The organism is Lysinibacillus sp. NPDC093712 (assembly GCF_050280025.1).
Classification (GTDB): Bacteria; Bacillota; Bacilli; order Bacillales_A; family Planococcaceae; genus Lysinibacillus.
In genome coordinates, this window is sequence record NZ_JBNNUU010000002.1 from 1,047,956 (window position 1) to 1,065,266 (window position 17,311).

The 17,311-nt window shown below is 38.5% G+C and carries 17 protein-coding genes and 1 tRNA gene; 5 read left to right on the top strand and 13 right to left on the bottom strand.

Features of this window, described 5'->3' with window-relative positions; translation table 11 throughout:
• Window positions 1–25: 25 nt before the first annotated feature.
• Window positions 26–343 (bottom strand): transposase, encoded by a 318-nt coding sequence (locus ACQKNX_RS12615; protein WP_401009140.1) that lies wholly within the window; start codon window positions 341–343, stop codon window positions 26–28.
• A gap of 133 nt (window positions 344–476) precedes the next feature.
• On the opposite strand from ACQKNX_RS12615, the gene ytzI reads away from it, so the two are divergent.
• The 4 genes from ytzI to ACQKNX_RS12635 all read left to right on the top strand — a co-directional run bounded on the left by ytzI (window position 477) and on the right by ACQKNX_RS12635 (window position 2,373).
• Entirely contained in the window at window positions 477–623 is a 147-nt protein-coding gene (gene ytzI / locus ACQKNX_RS12620; protein ID WP_340822907.1) for a YtzI protein, read from the top strand.
• Window positions 624–819: 196 nt separating this feature from the next.
• Complete coding sequence (locus tag ACQKNX_RS12625) at window positions 820–981, top strand: hypothetical protein (RefSeq protein WP_401009142.1); 162 nt, start codon at window positions 820–822, stop codon at window positions 979–981.
• Complete coding sequence (gene yidD / locus ACQKNX_RS12630) at window positions 978–1,211, top strand: membrane protein insertion efficiency factor YidD (protein ID WP_340822904.1); 234 nt, start codon at window positions 978–980, stop codon at window positions 1,209–1,211. Before ACQKNX_RS12625 ends, yidD begins: the two co-directional genes overlap by 4 nt.
• 106 nt (window positions 1,212–1,317) lie before the next feature.
• Window positions 1,318–2,373 carry a metal ABC transporter solute-binding protein, Zn/Mn family gene (locus ACQKNX_RS12635; protein ID WP_427429158.1) on the top strand — a complete coding sequence of 352 codons (1,056 nt, stop codon included), beginning with the start codon at window positions 1,318–1,320 and terminating at the stop codon, window positions 2,371–2,373.
• Here ACQKNX_RS12635 and ACQKNX_RS12640 read toward each other — a convergent pair.
• The 6 genes from ACQKNX_RS12640 to ACQKNX_RS12665 form a co-directional block, all read right to left on the bottom strand.
• Window positions 2,357–3,547: a transglutaminase domain-containing protein gene (locus ACQKNX_RS12640; protein WP_427429159.1), complete on the bottom strand. Its 1,191-nt coding sequence runs from the start codon at window positions 3,545–3,547 to the stop codon at window positions 2,357–2,359. The genes ACQKNX_RS12635 and ACQKNX_RS12640 overlap by 17 nt on opposite strands.
• Window positions 3,548–4,223: 676 nt before the next feature.
• On the bottom strand, window positions 4,224–5,663 hold the full coding sequence (locus ACQKNX_RS12645; RefSeq protein WP_427429160.1) for an o-succinylbenzoate--CoA ligase: 1,440 nt from the start codon (window positions 5,661–5,663) through the stop codon (window positions 4,224–4,226).
• Between the two features lie 135 nt (window positions 5,664–5,798).
• Window positions 5,799–6,617 carry a 1,4-dihydroxy-2-naphthoyl-CoA synthase gene (gene menB, locus ACQKNX_RS12650; protein ID WP_427429161.1) on the bottom strand — a complete coding sequence of 273 codons (819 nt, stop codon included), beginning with the start codon at window positions 6,615–6,617 and terminating at the stop codon, window positions 5,799–5,801.
• Between the two features lie 61 nt (window positions 6,618–6,678).
• Complete coding sequence (gene menH, locus ACQKNX_RS12655; RefSeq protein WP_427429162.1) at window positions 6,679–7,488, bottom strand: 2-succinyl-6-hydroxy-2,4-cyclohexadiene-1-carboxylate synthase; 810 nt, start codon at window positions 7,486–7,488, stop codon at window positions 6,679–6,681.
• Window positions 7,476–9,200 carry a 2-succinyl-5-enolpyruvyl-6-hydroxy-3-cyclohexene-1-carboxylic-acid synthase gene (gene menD, locus ACQKNX_RS12660; protein ID WP_427429163.1) on the bottom strand — a complete coding sequence of 575 codons (1,725 nt, stop codon included), beginning with the start codon at window positions 9,198–9,200 and terminating at the stop codon, window positions 7,476–7,478. Before menD ends, menH begins: the two co-directional genes overlap by 13 nt.
• Entirely contained in the window at window positions 9,193–10,578 is a 1,386-nt protein-coding gene (locus ACQKNX_RS12665) for an isochorismate synthase (RefSeq protein WP_427429164.1), read from the bottom strand. The genes menD and ACQKNX_RS12665 overlap by 8 nt, the downstream gene beginning before the upstream one ends.
• A gap of 364 nt (window positions 10,579–10,942) precedes the next feature.
• On the opposite strand from ACQKNX_RS12665, the gene ACQKNX_RS12670 reads away from it, so the two are divergent.
• Entirely contained in the window at window positions 10,943–11,863 is a 921-nt protein-coding gene (locus ACQKNX_RS12670; protein WP_427429165.1) for a 1,4-dihydroxy-2-naphthoate polyprenyltransferase, read from the top strand.
• A gap of 648 nt (window positions 11,864–12,511) precedes the next feature.
• On the opposite strand, the gene ACQKNX_RS12675 is transcribed toward ACQKNX_RS12670, so the two are convergent.
• The 6 genes from ACQKNX_RS12675 to ACQKNX_RS12700 all read right to left on the bottom strand — a co-directional run bounded on the left by ACQKNX_RS12675 (window position 12,512) and on the right by ACQKNX_RS12700 (window position 17,295).
• A complete protein-coding gene (locus ACQKNX_RS12675; RefSeq protein WP_427429166.1) occupies window positions 12,512–13,438 on the bottom strand; it encodes a dipeptidase in 927 nt (308 codons plus the stop codon).
• A 64-nt stretch (window positions 13,439–13,502) separates the two neighbouring features.
• Complete coding sequence (locus tag ACQKNX_RS12680; protein ID WP_427429196.1) at window positions 13,503–13,940, bottom strand: TraR/DksA C4-type zinc finger protein; 438 nt, start codon at window positions 13,938–13,940, stop codon at window positions 13,503–13,505.
• A gap of 85 nt (window positions 13,941–14,025) precedes the next feature.
• Window positions 14,026–14,787 carry a MerR family transcriptional regulator gene (locus ACQKNX_RS12685; RefSeq protein WP_427429167.1) on the bottom strand — a complete coding sequence of 254 codons (762 nt, stop codon included), beginning with the start codon at window positions 14,785–14,787 and terminating at the stop codon, window positions 14,026–14,028.
• A 171-nt stretch (window positions 14,788–14,958) separates the two neighbouring features.
• Window positions 14,959–15,732 (bottom strand): DUF7683 domain-containing protein, encoded by a 774-nt coding sequence (locus ACQKNX_RS12690; protein ID WP_427429168.1) that lies wholly within the window; start codon window positions 15,730–15,732, stop codon window positions 14,959–14,961.
• Window positions 15,733–15,814: 82 nt separating this feature from the next.
• The gene (locus ACQKNX_RS12695) at window positions 15,815–17,026 is read right to left on the bottom strand and encodes a diaminopropionate ammonia-lyase (protein ID WP_427429169.1); all 1,212 of its coding nucleotides are present in this window, start codon (window positions 17,024–17,026) and stop codon (window positions 15,815–15,817) included.
• A gap of 197 nt (window positions 17,027–17,223) precedes the next feature.
• Window positions 17,224–17,295, bottom strand: a tRNA-Glu gene (locus ACQKNX_RS12700).
• Between the last annotated feature and the right edge of the window lie 16 nt (window positions 17,296–17,311).

Below are 17,311 nucleotides of genomic sequence, written 5' to 3' on the forward strand. Positions count from 1 at the left end.
ATAAAAAAATGTCTAGCACAATAAGCTAGACACGTTTATTGAAATATGGAAGCTGTTCTACAAATTCCTTTGTATCGTCATCTCCATATTCGTGAATGAGTGCATAAATTTTCTTTAACCGTAAATCTAATTCATCATTTTCTCTGTCCAAATGATATTGCAAATAAGGTAATTGCGCACGCCATCCATTGGCAATTTCTAATAGTTGCATTTGTTGAAATATTTTTTCGAAAACATCCAATGCTTGTCGATCTACGTTGAGCTCGAAATTCCATTGACCCTCATATGGATTTGTATAATATGTTTTATGGGCAAGTGAAAAATATACACGCTGACGATCCATTTATAACACCCCTTTTTCCATAGTATGGTGGTAAACAGAATATTTTATTCGCTGGAATGTCAAACTTCCTTCACAACTAAACTAGAGCATCTATTTTATAATAGGTATAATGAACAAGAACGGAGTGAATGCAATGAGTTTAGTCTCGCTCTTAACGGTAGCAATCATAATCGTTGTTTTAGTTACAATTGCTACCATTGTAAGTGTCAATCGTGCTTATGCCTTTAAGCATACGGTAGATGAAAAGCCTAACCAAAGTTTTCATCAACACGATGAATAATCAATTACGTTACGCCTCGACGTAATTGCACCAGATTTATTTAGCCCGATCAGAAAGCTTCTGTAATAATCTGTTAACAGTCGCAGGGCCATAACTTGTTTTAGCTATGGTTTGAACCTAACCAAGCAAATTATAGACACATTCTTAAGATCATCTTTTATAATTACAATAACGAATAGAAATTGGAGTGAAAACAATGGGTGTGCCATTACCAATAATAATTATGATCGCCATGATGATGCTAATGTTTGGAGTCTCCGTCATTGTCATTCTCAAGAAAAAAGGCGACTTTTTTACACAAACAATTGATGCTAAGCCTGAGCAATCAAATACACATCACAAGGATGGTCAAGCATGAAATATCCCTTTATATGGCTCATTCAGTTTTACAGAAAATTCATCTCACCTATGACGCCACCAACGTGCCGCTTCTATCCAACATGCTCCTCATATGGACTAGAAGCTTTTCAAAAGCACGGTGCTATTAAAGGACTAATATTAACCGTAATACGTATTTTAAAATGCCAACCTCTTCATCCTGGTGGCTTTGATCCTGTGCCTGAAAAATGGCCTTCGAAAAAGAATTAATTTTCGAAGGTCATTTTTTCTTGTACTTTTTTCCGATGTGCGTTATTATAGAAACTGTCAAAAAAATAAATCGTAATGATTACTATTTGAAAGAGGTATCTATTTTATGAAAAAAGTATTTCTATTTTTCTTAATTACTGTGCTTGCATTATTTACAGCTGCCTGCGGTGATAAATCATCTACATCGAAACAGACGACGGACAATAAAGACAAGTTATCCGTATACACAACTGTCTATCCTTTGAGCTACTTTACAGAGCGAATTGGTGGCGATTTTGTAGAAGTGTCTTCTATTTATCCTCCCGGTACAAACGAGCATACATTTGAGCCAACACAAAAAGATATGATGAAATTAGCAGATGCGAATATATTTTTTTATATCGGCTTAGGGCTAGAGGGCTTTGTTGAAAATGCTAAAAAAACGTTAGCCAATGAAGACGTAACAATGGTTGCGACTGCAGCTCAAATTTCCGATGAAAAATTAGCGGTTAGCACTGGCCATTCGCATGACGAAGAAGATGAAGCTGATCATGACCATGAACATGATGCAACTGAAGATGCTGAACACGACCACGAACATGATGCAACTGAGGAAGATCACCATGATGAGCATGAAGGTCATGATCATGGTAGTGTCGATCCACACGTATGGCTCTCGCCTATTATTAGTCAAGATTTAGCACTATCTATTAAAAATACATTAGTTGAAAAAATGCCAGCACAAGAAGCGACATTTACAGCAAATTATGAAGCTCTAGTAAAAGAGCTACAAGATTTAGACAGTGAATACAAAGCGATGGCTGATGCAACTCAAGACAAGACATTTTTTGTGTCACATGCAGCATTTGGCTACATCGCTGGCCAATATGGTTTAACACAAGTCCCAATTGCAGGCTTAAACTCACAAAATGAACCATCTCAAAAAGAACTAACAGCAATTGTCGATAAAGCAAATGACTTAAACATTCATTACATTTTATTCGAGCAAAATGTTTCTTCTAAATTAGCAGAAGTCATTCAAAAAGAAGTTGGTGCTAAATCACTTGTACTGCATAATTTAAGTGTGTTAACAAGCGATGATGTAAAAAATAATGAAACGTACTTTACATTGATGAAGAAAAATATGCAAACATTAGAGACAGCACTTAATGAGCATAAATAATACAATATGAAGAAGGAGGTGCCCCAAGCAAAGGGGACACCTCCTTTATTATGACGTATTTTTCTTGTGGCATTCTTTTTTCAGTTCTGTCAACGCAGATGAGCCTCTTTTGTCCAACTTTAGCATTCGTCTTTACATTCACAAAAGTCGGACGAAGCGCAAAACTTCTCTGTAGAATGAATTTTTCATTTTGTTCATCGAAAACTATTTGAACAGACTTGCTGTTATTTTGGGCCTGATTGAATAACAGAGGCGTTGGTTCTACTAATTGTTTTATATGAAGTGTATTTTCTTCTAGCACGGCGAGCCCTCTATTATAGGTAAAATAATTAGTTAAAGGTTTCGTAAGAACTTCAACTTTAGTTATTTGCTGCCAATTTGCATATTTCTCACTTGTTGCCGCTGGAAAACTTGCATAATCCCATGTATGATCTTGCGCTAACTGCTTATCAGAAACGAGAAAATAGTTATAGCGTACTTCGCCCTTATGATCGGGCAATGGATCATCCCATGTAACATCAATATGGTACCACTCATTATCAAGCTTCACTAATACCCATGCATGCAATTGTTCTCCCACTTTACCTGGTACATATTGTACTTCAAAGTCTAGCATCTCTAACATCCGATATAGTACTAAAGCATAGGCCTGACATACACCCTTGTTTTCAGTTAGCAACGTGTATGGGGAATACTGACTTCCTTCACTATCCTTTGAATACTCAGAAGTTAAGACGATATAATCATGTGCAGCCTGTATTTTCTCCAGTTTGCTTAATCCATGCATAGATGCAACAATAGTTGTCAAATTTTGCTCGACAAATGCCTCCTCTTCCTGTGAGATATGATAGGTAAACTGAAATTGAATGACAATATTATTTGCATAGCCATCATATTTCCATTTGAAACTAGAAATATTGGCGTAAATATATGGATCTGTAATAGCATGTTTAATAAGCTCTGTTAGTTGGTCTTTTAAGTCAGATATATTACCAGTGTATCGAATATCAAATTCAGTAGACAATTGCATCACTTCATTCTGAATTTGCTGTTGTAATGTTTCTATTGAATTAGCCGTTGCTATATTTTGTTGTTCATAATTTGCGAATACTTGCACATGACTCATTTGTAAAACAAATAATATAATGACAACATTATATATATATTTTCTCATATGAGTCATTCTCCTTTACTAAATAGTTTATGCCGCCCATTACTTATTATGTTAATGAATCATTAATTTAATCTAAAAAAATTGAGGATTTAAAAATTTAATGGCATTGTATGGTGAAAACTACGTAGCAGTACAGTGACGAGGGAAATAAAGCAATGTCGGCAATATGCGTGCCTGTAATAGAAATCACAGGACTAATCATAATTTCTTCTATATCAGCATAATACCCGAATTTTTATGTCTTAAAAAATCTACTGCGCTTTCTGGCAGATTGTTGAATGACTGGCACTTAGCATAGACAACCTAATAGAATATAGGCTTCTCAAACCGTAAAAATCCACTGCGCTTTCCGCGGGCACGTTGTAAGCCGCAACCGCCGCTTTCGCGTCGCCTGTTGCGTCTTACATTGCGTGTGTTCCCGCAGGAGTCTTCGTGGATTTTTACTTGGATATGACACTTGCGATTTTAAGATTCTAAATTGTTTGACTGACTGGCACTCTTAGTTGGATAGTCATAATTCACCGTTCTTGCGGTGTTAATTAAATTCGAAATAATCAGAATTGTTTGGGTGACTGGCACTTTAAATATACAAAAACAGCATGCTAGAAGTGCACTTCTAGCATGCTGTTTTTCCTTTTAAAGAAGACCTTTGTATGGCATTCCAATATAATGAAAGTTATTCAGTAGGAAGTAACTCTAATAATTTTCTTCTTAGCAGCTTATTTGCTCCATTACGTGGAAGTTCATCGATTATAATGAATTGTTTTGGGACTTTATATTTAGCCAGTTTCTTTTCACAATATTGCTGTAAAATTTCTATAGCCATCTGTTCCTTTAAAACAACAAAAGCTATTGGAACCTGTCCCCATTTATCATCATCGATGCCGCACACCCCCGCTTCCTGTACTGCAGGATGCGCCAATAAAACACTTTCTATCTCAGCTGGATATATATTTTCACCACCTGAAATAATTAAATCTGCACGACGATCGACAACAAACAAATAACCTTCCTCATCCATGTAGCCAATGTCTCCAGTATGAAGCCAGCCCTCCTCGGTTGAACTTCTTTCGGCAAAGCGTCCAATGTACCCAGGGGTTACATGTGGGCCTCTAATACAAATTTCACCCTCACCTTGTCCATTTGGTGCTGAAATTTTTATTTGATTAAAAAATAATGGCTTGCCTGCTGAACCGATTTTTTTCATTGCATCTTCACTTGCTAGTGTTGCTGTCTGCGATGAAGTTTCTGTCATACCATATGTTTGTGCTACGGCTAAATGCAATGCATTCGCTCGTTTTAAATAATCTACTGGCACAGGACCACCACCTGCTAGCATTAATTTAAATCGCGGTGAAGCTACCGCATTGTTTAGCTCAAGTGTATTTAGTATGCGTTCTAATGTAACAGCGACCACTGACATATGTGTAACATCGCCAGCCATTATGTTTTGCGCAATAGCATCCACATTAAAATGCTCGTATAGCTGTACTTTATTGCCGTATAACAATGAACGAACTAAAATGGAAAATCCACTTATATGGAATAATGGTACTGCACACAACCAAACATCATCGGCTTGTAAGCCTATGTTGAGAACAGAAGCTGTTGCACTTGCCTGGTGATTGCCCACCGTTTGACGAACCCCCTTTGGGAAGCCTGTCGTCCCAGACGTATACATAATGGATGTTGTTTGATTGAGTGACCATTCTTTTGCAATATCAACAGATTGTTCTGCACCATTTTCTATTGCCGTAAATACATGATAAGACATGTGTGGCGGTAATTTTGCTACATCTTCATCTGCAACTAGCACAACCTCTGCTTGTGAATCTTCTAGTTGATAAGCGATTTCGGCTTGAGAAAGCCTACGATTAAGCATGACCATTTCACATTGCAAATGCATACAAGCATACATCATCACTATAAGTGCAGGTGTACTCGGCCCCATAATAGCGATACGTTGCCCTTGTTTAATATTCATTGCTGATAATTGCCGAGCACGTTTTAAAGATAGCTCATTTAATTGTTGAAATGTCCATGTTTGTCCTTCATATGTGAGAGCGCTACGTAATGGCGTTACATACGCACGCTGCAAAATCCAGTTTGGGTACATTATTTGCTTCCTCCGATCATTTACAATGATAATGGTACCGTTTTTTCCATCATCGGTCTATTCGTCTGTCTCCCCTTTATAAAAATAGAAAAAGCTCGTATCTACATAGAGATACGAGCCTTCCACCATTCCAAATCAAGGGAATCTTGGGAATTGACCGAAGTCTGGTTGACGTTTTTCTTTAAATGCGTCACGACCTTCTTTTGCTTCATCAGTAGTGTAGTAAAGAAGTGTAGCATCGCCTGCCATTTGTTGAAGACCAGCTAAGCCGTCTGTATCAGCATTCATAGCTGCTTTTAAGAAGCGTAGAGCTGTAGGAGACATTTCAAGCATTTCTTCACACCATTGTACTGTTTCGTCTTCCAATTGTGCATAAGGAACAACTGTGTTTACTAAGCCCATATCAAGCGCTTGTTGTGCATCATATTGACGGCAAAGGTACCAAATTTCACGAGCCTTTTTATGTCCGATAATACGTGCAAGATAGCCTGAACCGTAACCAGCATCAAATGAACCAACTCTTGGACCAGTTTGTCCAAAACGAGCATTGTCTGCTGCGATTGTAAGGTCACATACAACATGTAATACGTGCCCTCCACCGATTGCATAACCAGCAACCATCGCTACTACAGGTTTTGGAATAACACGGATTAAACGTTGTAAATCAAGTACGTTTAAGCGTGGAATTTCATCATCTCCTACATAGCCACCATGGCCACGTACCTTTTGGTCACCACCTGAGCAGAAAGCTTGCTCGCCTTCACCTGTTAAAATGATAACACCTACGTTTTTGTCATCGCGGGCACGAGAAAATGCATCAATCATTTCCATGACTGTTTTTGGTCTAAATGCATTGCGCACTTCAGGACGGTTAATCGTTACTTTAGCGATACCGTTATAAAACTCATACTTAATGTCTTCGTAAGTATGTAATGTAGTCCATTGACGTGTCATTGAAATACCTCCTAATTAAAATTCGCCTCATAACTAAGATGAGGCGCTAACGTAAAAAACATTACGTTAAATACTCATTTACTATTGTAGCAAATTCAGCTGGATTTTCCACATGAATTGCATGTCCAACGTCATTTACTGTCATATGCTTTCCATTTTTTAATAACGCTTTCATTTCTAATGCGATATTACAAAATTTCACATCTAATGAACCGGTCATTAATAGCACAGGTAATTCTAATTGTGTTAACTTGTCCCAATTTGATGGCTGCATGCCAGTTCCGATTCCCCGTAAACTGCCAGCCAAGCCCCTCTCACTTTGGGCAAGTCGCTCTGATCGTACAGCTTGCCTTGCATTATCAGATAATCGTTTTTGCGACTCGAATAACGGTATATTTTCCCACGCATGAACGAAGGACTGCAAACCATTATTCGTAATTTTCGTCGCTAACGCATCATCGCGCTCACAACGCTCCATACGCTCTTTTGATGTTCGCAAACCAGGAGAGGCACTTTCTAACAATAACTTCTCAACACGATGCGGGTAAGCTATTGTATAGGATAATGCTATACGCCCACCCATTGAATAGCCAAGCAATGTAAATGTCTCTAATTGTAATTGACTAAATATCTCCTCTAAATCACGCAATTGTTCATCCATTGTAAAGCGGCTCTCTTGTTCCGGCACAGCTGTCTGACCATGACCAATTAAATCAATCGCTACGATACGCATATGCGGAAGATCCTTCGCCAAATTTCGCCATGTAGCGGTACTTCCTGTAAAGCCATGCAGGGCAACAATTGTTTGCCCTGCTGCTTCATTCCAAATATCTACATGCGTCTCAAGACCACGAATTATTAGCTTTGCCATGCTTTTAACCCTGCATTAATACGATTCCAAAGAGCGCGATGTGCATAAACGTTTTCTTCACGATCTGTAAAAATCTCAATTAATCGTAATGGACCTTTTTTCACCATATTAAACTTAGGTACTAATTGTGCAATATCCTCGATACAAATGTAGTCCATATCATACATGCGAGCAATTTCTTGAAATTCGAGCGCAGTCGGTGTACCAAATAGATTCTCATAATGAGCCTCTACAGTGGATTGTGGTAAATAAGAGAAAATACCACCGCCATCATTATTCATCACAATAATTGTTATATTACATGCTTGATAGCGTGAAGCAATTAGACCATTTACATCATGTAAAAAGGCTAAATCTCCAATCAGCAAATACGTTTCACGGTTATTTCCTTGACTTAAACCCATCGCAGTTGATACAACACCATCAATACCATTAGCCCCACGGTTTGCAAAAACACGAATATCTTTTGATGTTGTCATTAAAAATGTATCGATATCACGAATTGGCATACTACTGCTGACGAATACATCACTGCCATTTGGAATTAATTCAAGTAAGCGACTCACCATTGCCCCCTCGTCAATAGCTCCTTCTGCATAGTGCTCAATATATTCAAGTGCGATGTCATTGGCATCTTGCCATTCCGCTAAGTATGCCGCTTCTAGCGCTGTTTCAGAAAGATCTAATTGGACAAGCCATTCGCCAATGCTCGCATGTAGGAAATGCGTTGATACCCCTGTAGAATCACGGAACATCGGGTCTTCATCAACAACAATATAAGCTTGTGGCTGTGTTTTTGTAATAAATTGCATAATAAACTTCGATACAGGCTGAGCTCCTAGGCGAAGAACTGTTTCAGGTTCAACAAGCGCTTTAAAGTCATCATTTTTCATAATCGCATCATATGTAGTAATCACATATGGTAGACAATCATTTGGTACGGAAGTACGCATATTTGATAGACTCTCAACAATAATTGGCCATTTTAATTGGCGCACAAACTCCCACATAACAGTTAAATCTGTTCCTAGCGGAAGCTCACCAATAATGACAAATCCTTTTTTCGTTTGTCGTAATATAGATGCAAGTTCTAGCTGTGTATCCTTTGGTGGTGTTAACTGCCCAACATTACTTTGCTTAAACGTAACATCCGGAAGCTCATCACGAAAATCAATGAGCAATGGTTCACGGAACGGTACATTAATATGCACTGGACCAAAAGGTGCACTAGTTGCAATAGCTAATGAACGTGCGATATGACGCTCGATAAAGGGCAATGTCGGTGCAGCACCATCCGCAAGCGGAAAATCAACACTCCACTTTACATGTGCCCCATATAAATTTGTTTGATTAATAGCCTGTGGTGCTCCTACCTCACGTAATTCATGTGGTCGATCGGCTGTTATGACAATTAAAGGTACTCGCGCATAACTTGCTTCTACAATAGCAGGATAATAGTTTGCAGCAGCAGTGCCTGATGTACATAACAACACGACTGGCTTAGCAGTAGACTTAGCAATCCCTAGCGCAAAAAATGCAGCCGCTCGTTCATCTACTTGTCGGTACATTGTCAGTTGCTTTGTTGAGGCAAAGGCATAGGCTAATGGTGTCGAACGTGATCCTGGGCTTACAACAACATGTTGGACACCTGCCTGCACTAGTGATGCAACCATTTTATAAACATAATCAGTCAATATTTTCCGTTCACTCATGTACTTGTCCTCCTAACGCTCGAAGCATTGGACGGAATTTCACTAATGTTTCCTCATACTCAGATTGTGGCTCTGAATCAGCTACAATACCGCCACCTGCATATAAATAAGCTTTATCTTTTATTAAAGCTGCTGAACGAATCGCAACCGCGAATTCACCATTTCCCTCTGCATCTAACCAACCAATTGGTGCAGCATAAAGCCCGCGATTCATTGGCTCGTATTTACGTATAGCGGTCATTGCCTCTTTTCTTGGCACACCGCCTAAAGCTGGCGTTGGATGCAAATGCTTCGTTAACTGTAAAATGGTTGCCTCGTTATTAAGCTGACCTTCAACTGGTGTATATAAATGTTGAATATCTCTAATTTTTAATAAGCGTGGTCCAGCTGGTATTTTCATCGCAACACAGTTTTTACGGAACGTTTCCGCAATCATATCGACTACATATTGATGTTCGCCACCATTTTTCGGATCATTTAATAAGCTTTGTCCATATGCGTTATCTTCCTCAGCTGTTTTACCTCGTTGAATTGACCCTGCAACGCATGATGAGTAGGCAAGACCATTTTCAACCTTTACAAGTCGCTCTGGAGATGCTCCAAAAAATAATAAATCTTTCCACTCTAGCCCAAACAAATAACTTTCAGGCTGTTCATGAATAATTTGAGCTAATACTTGAGGTGAAGTTACTTGCTCCTTAAATTGCAGTGCAAGTGATCGTGCTATTACGACTTTATCTGCTTGCTTTGCTTTAATCAGTGCTGTTACCTGGTCAATTGACGCTAAATATGGTTCCTTATATGGCTCGAAATAATCACTTATTTCAGGCTTCGCATACATTTTCACTTCTTTTACTTGCGCAGCATGGATTAAATGATCTCGCTCTTTACGCAGCGCTTCAAATTGTTCATCTGCCTTCGAAGCTTTTGCGATAAGGTTTATGCTTACATAGGCTTTGTCATCGCGTAATACGAGCTGATACGTTGCCAAGGCAAAATAAGCCTCTGGAAAGTCTGTCCACTCACCATTCACACTATTTTGAGGATCAAATGTAAAACCACCAAACAAAATGGGTTGTAGTTCAGCCTGACCTTTTACGCAATTTTTCGTTAAGCTTTTCCATTCTGCCTCTACAGCATCAAAGCGGTCGCTTTTTGCGTTATTTTGAATTGTGTGGGCATGTCCTAGCCCAACTAATGTCATTGTTTTTTCTCTATTTTGCCAATAAAATCGTTCACCTTTATAACGCTCCTCGCCCGCTGCATAAAATGCAAGAGCCGATAAGCGACTTACTTCGATTGTTTCCATATAAAAATGAAGGTTTTGGCCCAAAGAGTCCACTTCTACTTCTGTGGCTTGGTACCACTTCTGTTGCATGAAAATTACCTCCGTTATTGCAATGTACATAATCAATTATGTTTTCGCGTCATAGTACGTGTTGCTATAAATTCCACGTACATAACATCATACGTCTGTCGCTTCGATTTCACACACAAAAACATCTGTGACATCCGTCTTTAGCATTACTTGTTGCGCTAAAATAGCCGTCCTATTTGTTTGACGGCTTTAGTCTTTCTACTGCTACGATTAGCTTAATTTATATTCCCATCTCTCAAATGCATGTACTATTGTATCATTTTTTTAAACATAACTGTATGTAATAAGCTGTGAACCTATCCATTTTCTCTTTCTTCGTATAAAATAAGAAGAGTCTACAATAGTTGAAGGAGAGAAAGACCTTATGACCAAAGTCATTGAAGCTGATAGGGGTTTTAAAGTTTGGTGGCATTTAACGCGCCCACATACTTTAACCGCTTCATTCGTTCCAGTATTTTTAGGAACAGCGATTGCTCTTGCAATTGAAAAAGAAACAATTAATTTTGGACTATTTTTTGCTATGCTGATTGCTAGTATGCTAATTCAAGCAGCAACTAATATGTTCAACGAATATTATGATTACAAGCTAGGATTAGATAATGAACATTCTGTCGGCATTGGCGGCACGATTGTCCGTCACGGTGTGCAGCCGAAAACAATTATGATGATTGCTTTAAGCTTTTATGCACTAGCTATGCTTCTTGGCATTTATATTTGTGCCTCAACTTCTTGGTGGCTTGTTGCAGTTGGACTAGTTTGTATGCTGATTGGTTTTCTATATACAGGAGGACCTTATCCTATTGCATATTCACCATTTGGAGAGCTTATTTCAGGGGCAGTCATGGGTATGGGTATTGTCTTAATCGCCTTTTATATTCAAACACTTACTGTAACATTAGATGCGGTTTTACTCTCTATTCCGAGTATGATTTTAGTTGGTGGCATTATGCTATCTAATAATATTCGTGATATCGTTGGGGATACAGAAGGTGGTCGTAAAACGCTTGCCATCATAGTAGGCCGTGACCGTGCTATTTCTGTACTATCTGGCTTTTTTATCGTTTCGTACCTTTGGGTCATTGCATTAGTAGCAATTGATGGTATTACTTTTTGGGCGCTTATTATTTTCCTAAGTATACCGAAGCCGCTACGTGCTATCCAAATTTTCCGTGATAAAAAAGAAGCCAAGGAAGTAATGCCAGCGATGAAATATACAGCGCAAACAAATACATTCTTCGGTTTCCTATTAGGAATCGGATTATTAGTGAATTATTTCTTTTATTAATATGCACAAATGAAAAGTAGCAACCTTATAAGGTTATTGCTTAATATTAGACAACAGCCATTAAGATGTTCATCTTAATGGCTGTTGTCATTTTTTATCCTTTTGATAGTTATTAAAGAGTGTATCTTTACCCACTTGTTCAGTTAATTGGAGCGGAAGGTTGCGGCTTATATTGATCCCGCGGAAGGCGTCCTCTCGTAGTGGAAATCAACTGTGGCAGTACTTCTTATTTATAAGATGCTTAGTGACAGATGCTTAGTGCCAGGCACTCACACAATTTTTAGTTGATTGAGCGAAGGGTGGCGACTCCTGCGGGAACAGCACAAAACGTAAGACGCAACAAACGGCGCAACAGCGACGGTTGTGACTTACGGTGTGCCCGCGGAAAGCGCCCGCCCGTAGTGGAAATCAACTGTGGCAGTACTTCTTATTTATAAGATGCTTAGTGACAGGCACTCACACAATTTTTAGTTGATTGGAGCGAAGGGTGGCGACTCCTGCGGGAACAGTACAAAACGTAAGACGCAACAAACGGCGCAACAGCGACGGTTGTGGCTTACATTGTGCCCGCGGAAAGCGTCCACCCGTAGCGGAAATCAACTGCAGTAGACATCTAGATTGATTTTTTAAAAATGAAAAGCAACAACCTTATTTGGTTGCTGCTTTTTTTATATATTGTCTAAAATTATTGTGCGCAATCCCACGAACTTCTTCATCTGTAAAATGCTCTCGTAAACGCTCTAATAAATTTTGCGCCTCACCTGCATGAGCGAGCCCTTTAACGGTAACATCTATTCCGTCAAAATCAGAACCTACTCCGAGATGCTCAACCCCAACGATACTTGCCAGATGCTTCACATGCACAATTAAATCATCCATTGTTGCATTGTCCCCAATAAAATGCGGGAAGTAGACTAAATGAATATGACCTCCATGCTCTACAAGTGCCTTCGCCTGTTGATCTGTTAAATTACGTGGGTGGTCGCAAATCGCACGTGCATTGCTATGGCTTGCAACAAGATGCTTTGCCAGTGGCAGTAAATCCCAGAATCCTTGCTCGTTTAAATGGGATACATCGATAATTATATCCCGCTCATTTAGCATATTGATAACCTCTCTGCCGAAAGGTTTTAACCCAAGACTAGCATCCTGCTCAGCGCCATAGGCTACACCATTCTCTTCATTCCATGTGAGTCCTACCAGCATTACACCAGCATCCAAAATTGCCGACAGCTTTGTAATATCCTCACCAATTGCACTACATCCTTCTAAACTTAAAATAGCACCAATTTCATGAGGCGTTAAAGTATTTAGTTGTGACCATTCCGTAATATGCACCATGCCTTCAGTTTGTAATACTTGTGTATGGAAGGCTTCAATTTGACGCATTACCTCTAAAAATTGCATATTTTGTGGTGTCGCAGGGTCGATAAAAATAGCGAATACCTGCGCCTTTACTTGCCCTAATTGTAATCTTTCTTTACTTGCATGTAATCGCACATCATCCGCAAATTTTGGCGCTTCTAGCGTCGTTAACTTTAATAATACATCACAATGTAAATCAATTATTTCCATGATATCACCCCATACAGTTATTATACTGGTCAAGGGAATAATTAGGAAGAAATCCTCGTATTTTTTACATTTTATCTGAAGGCGTATCTGACGAGCCAAATTCCTCAAGCTCTTCGAAATCATCAGATTTTGGTAATGATGATAATACATCTTCTTCTACTGGTCGAAGTAAATCATCTCGTTGCTCCGCATGCTCTACACATGTTAATGCATGTGGCATCGCTTCTAAACGACCTAGTGGAATTTCTTCACCACATTCCGTGCACTTGCCGTATGTGCCATCTTCGATCGCTTGAAGCGCTTGTTTAATTTCCTCAGCATGATCACTGCGGTGCTCATCAATTGCCATCTCTGTAAGCTGGTCTGTTAAATCACTCGCATTATCAGCTGGATGATTATCATAATTGGAGAGCTCTGTTGCCTGAGGACGCTCTGATTCCTCAAGCTGCTGCTCTATTTCTTGTAATTCCTGCAGTAATTGTTTTTTAAACTTTTCTATCATTTGTTGTTTCAAAAAAATCTCCTCCTCATACGTTCATTTTTTCCTAAATACTTATTTCTAAAACATCCGTATGAGAAGGATTCCTTTAGTTTTGCGTATATTCTCTAATTACATCATGTAGAAATTGAGTGGCACCAACAGATACATGATTATCGTAATAAGCTGTAAAACGGTCATCTGCTATATACATTTGTGCTAAACCAGCATGTGCTTCCTTTGTATATTGCGGCCACGAAAAGCTCAGCCAGCGCTTATGAAGCTCTGCAACTTCCATCGAGACATCATTTTGCACATCTCCTATTGCCATCGCCTCTTTTAATCGTTCAAATAATTGCTGTTCTAATTGTTGCATTGCCTTATACTGCTCCTCTGTTAAATTTTTAAACTTTGCATTCGATGCATCAACAGTTTCTTGACCATAGTTTGCACGTATTTCTTTACCATATTGCTTTTCATTTCCCTCTATTAGCTGCTCTTTAAAGCCATCAAATTTCTCTTCGTTCGTCATTGGACGTTCCCCCTCAATCGATTGAATTGTTTGTTCCACTGTTTTTAATAATTGATCGAGCTGTTTTTTTCGTTGTAGTAAAGCATCTCGATGTGTTTTTAATGCAACAGTATGTTGAAAATCAGGTGCGTGAATAATGTTGTGAATCGTTACTAACTTCATGTCTAGTGCTCGATAAAACAAAATTTGCTGAAGAATATCGACTTCGTGTTGCCCGTAAAAGCGATAGCCTGCCTCGTTTGTTCTTGCCGGCTTTAGTAAATCTATTTCATCATAATAACGCAACGTTCTCGTACTTACCCCAGACAATTTGGCAAGTTGTTGAATCGTGTACTCCATTGCCCTCACCTCCATATTCATACTGTAAACCTTTACGCAGCGTTAAGGTCAAGGGCTTTTTACATTATTCTCTCCTAAAGGAAAAATAAAAAGAGCAGTGTCTACTTTACTACCAGACATAGCTCTTAAAAGTCGCTTATACTATTTGAGGGTAACTCATGTACCGTTCGCTTAATCACCCGCGCTTAGATAATATTGATACTTATTCATATCTATTTTGTGTTTTAGTTTTTTTTGAAAAAATGGTTGGTTACTCGCTGTAATTGGAAAAACCCCGATAACCGGATGAATATTGGAAAGGCGCAATATTTCCCTATATTCCTCTAGTGAAATGTCCGTTAGTATTTCCTCACCTACTACGGTATCTTCATGAATTGGCGTCCACATGATCATTCTTTCGATATTCTCTTCACAGATATAAAATGGAGAAAGTATTTCTTCTACAAATAAATGATTTTTCCGCGCAAATTGTAATGGTTCCTCTTGATAATGATTTGTTCCAATAAACATATAATAGTCATCTCCGAAATGCACAAAAAAATCTGAAGCTATGAAATGACAAAATATGAAACCCCGTAATACCATTTTAGAAATTAGAGGTATTTCATCAATCGTTACCTCTTGATCATCCTTTAAGTGTATTTTGTCTAATTCTTTATCATACAATTGGTTATACAAAGAAGAATTTATATCTACATTAATATAAGTAGTGTTAATCATTGTTATTGATTTTATATCATTGACATGTAAAAACTTCATAATCGTATTAATATATGCAGTTTCTATTTCTAAATATTTTTCTAATGTAAAGGTTTCACCATAAATTGTCTTCCCAATGTGAGATGGACTTGTCCATTCCAACTCCTTCGTATAATGCCCTTCATTATTTCGGAAGTCAGGATTATATTTTGTTATCCTCCATTGATATTTTATGTGGTTACTCACTTATATCACCTCTTTCAACTATCAATTTATTTAAAATACAATATAAAAAAGCATCTCAATATCCCAGAGATGCTCACTTGTACTATTTTGCATACTTACCATGCCATACAATATTTCGGTAGTTTTCTACGTCCGTGTCTCCCTCTGTATTAACAAATAGTATATTTGATTGTGCATTTAGCTGTAATGCCGCTTTTAATTCTGCATAATCTTCATTCGTCATTAATTCATAAAAACAACCGAACGGTGCTGCACCTGATTCTCCTGCAACAATGCGATGATCCGAACCAAGTGGATTTGCTAACACACGCATGCCCGTTGCAGCTGTCGTTTCATCACAGCAAATACTTACTTTCGTATACGCTTTTAAAATATCCCAAGCCATAGGATTCGGCTCCCCACACGCTAGCCCTGCCATAATTGTTTGCATCTCTCCACCGACAGTAACAAAATGTTCAGTACCAAGTTTAAAACTCTCGTAAAAGCAATTTGCTACATCTGGCTCTATCAAAACAAAAGTTATTTTTTGTCTATAAAATTGTTGGAGAAAAGCGACGATTGCGCCTGCAAATGAACCTACTCCTGCCTGTAAAAATACATGTGTAGGCGCTTCTTCTAATTGGTCGACGGTTTCTTTTGCTAATGTTGTATAGCCTTGCATAATCCATAATGGAATTTCTTCGTACCCTTCCCACATCGTATCCTGTATAATAACCCAACCATTTTCCTCGGCGAGCTGTGACGTATAACGCACAGTATCATCATAATTCATTGTTGTGATTTCTGCGTATGCCCCTTCGTTCTTAATATTTTGCAAACGCTCTTTTGCACTGCCAGCAGGCATATAAATACGCGCGTTACAGCCCAGTTCTCTAGCAGCCCATGCAACTCCTCGCCCATGATTGCCATCTGTCGTTGAAATAAATGTTAAATCGCCTAGTTGTTCTTTCACTTCAGGCGACTTTAATTGTTCGAATGACAGTTCATCAATATTTTTACCTAGCAATTTAGCAACATACTGTCCTATTGCATATATACCACCTAAAACTTTAAATGCATTTAAGCCAAATCGAAATGACTCATCTTTCATAAATATTTTATTGACCCCTATATGGGATGCTAAAGAATCTAAACTACATAAAGGTGTCTTTTCAAAACCCTCATATGTACGATGAAATTGTTCCACACGATTAACCTGTTCCACTGTAAAACTTTGTAATGCAGCTTCTACTCGATCTAAGTTTCCCTGTAAATGATATTGTCGATTGTACACCCACCTCAAACTATGGCCCATCTTTATCCCCCTTTTTTTATCGTTCATTACTATATTACCTGAAAATTCAATTAAAAAGAATAATAGAATACGCAACAGTAGATGATATCATGTATAAACCGTTAGTACTAAATCTCACTTATATTTAACTCTCAAACTTTCACGCTAGCAAAAAAAAACGCAGCAAATGTGATGTTCACATTTACTGCGTTTTAGTATGACCCCTACGGGATTCGAACCCGTGTTACCGCCGTGAAAGGGCGGTGTCTTAACCGCTTGACCAAGGGGCCAATGGCGGAGAAGGAG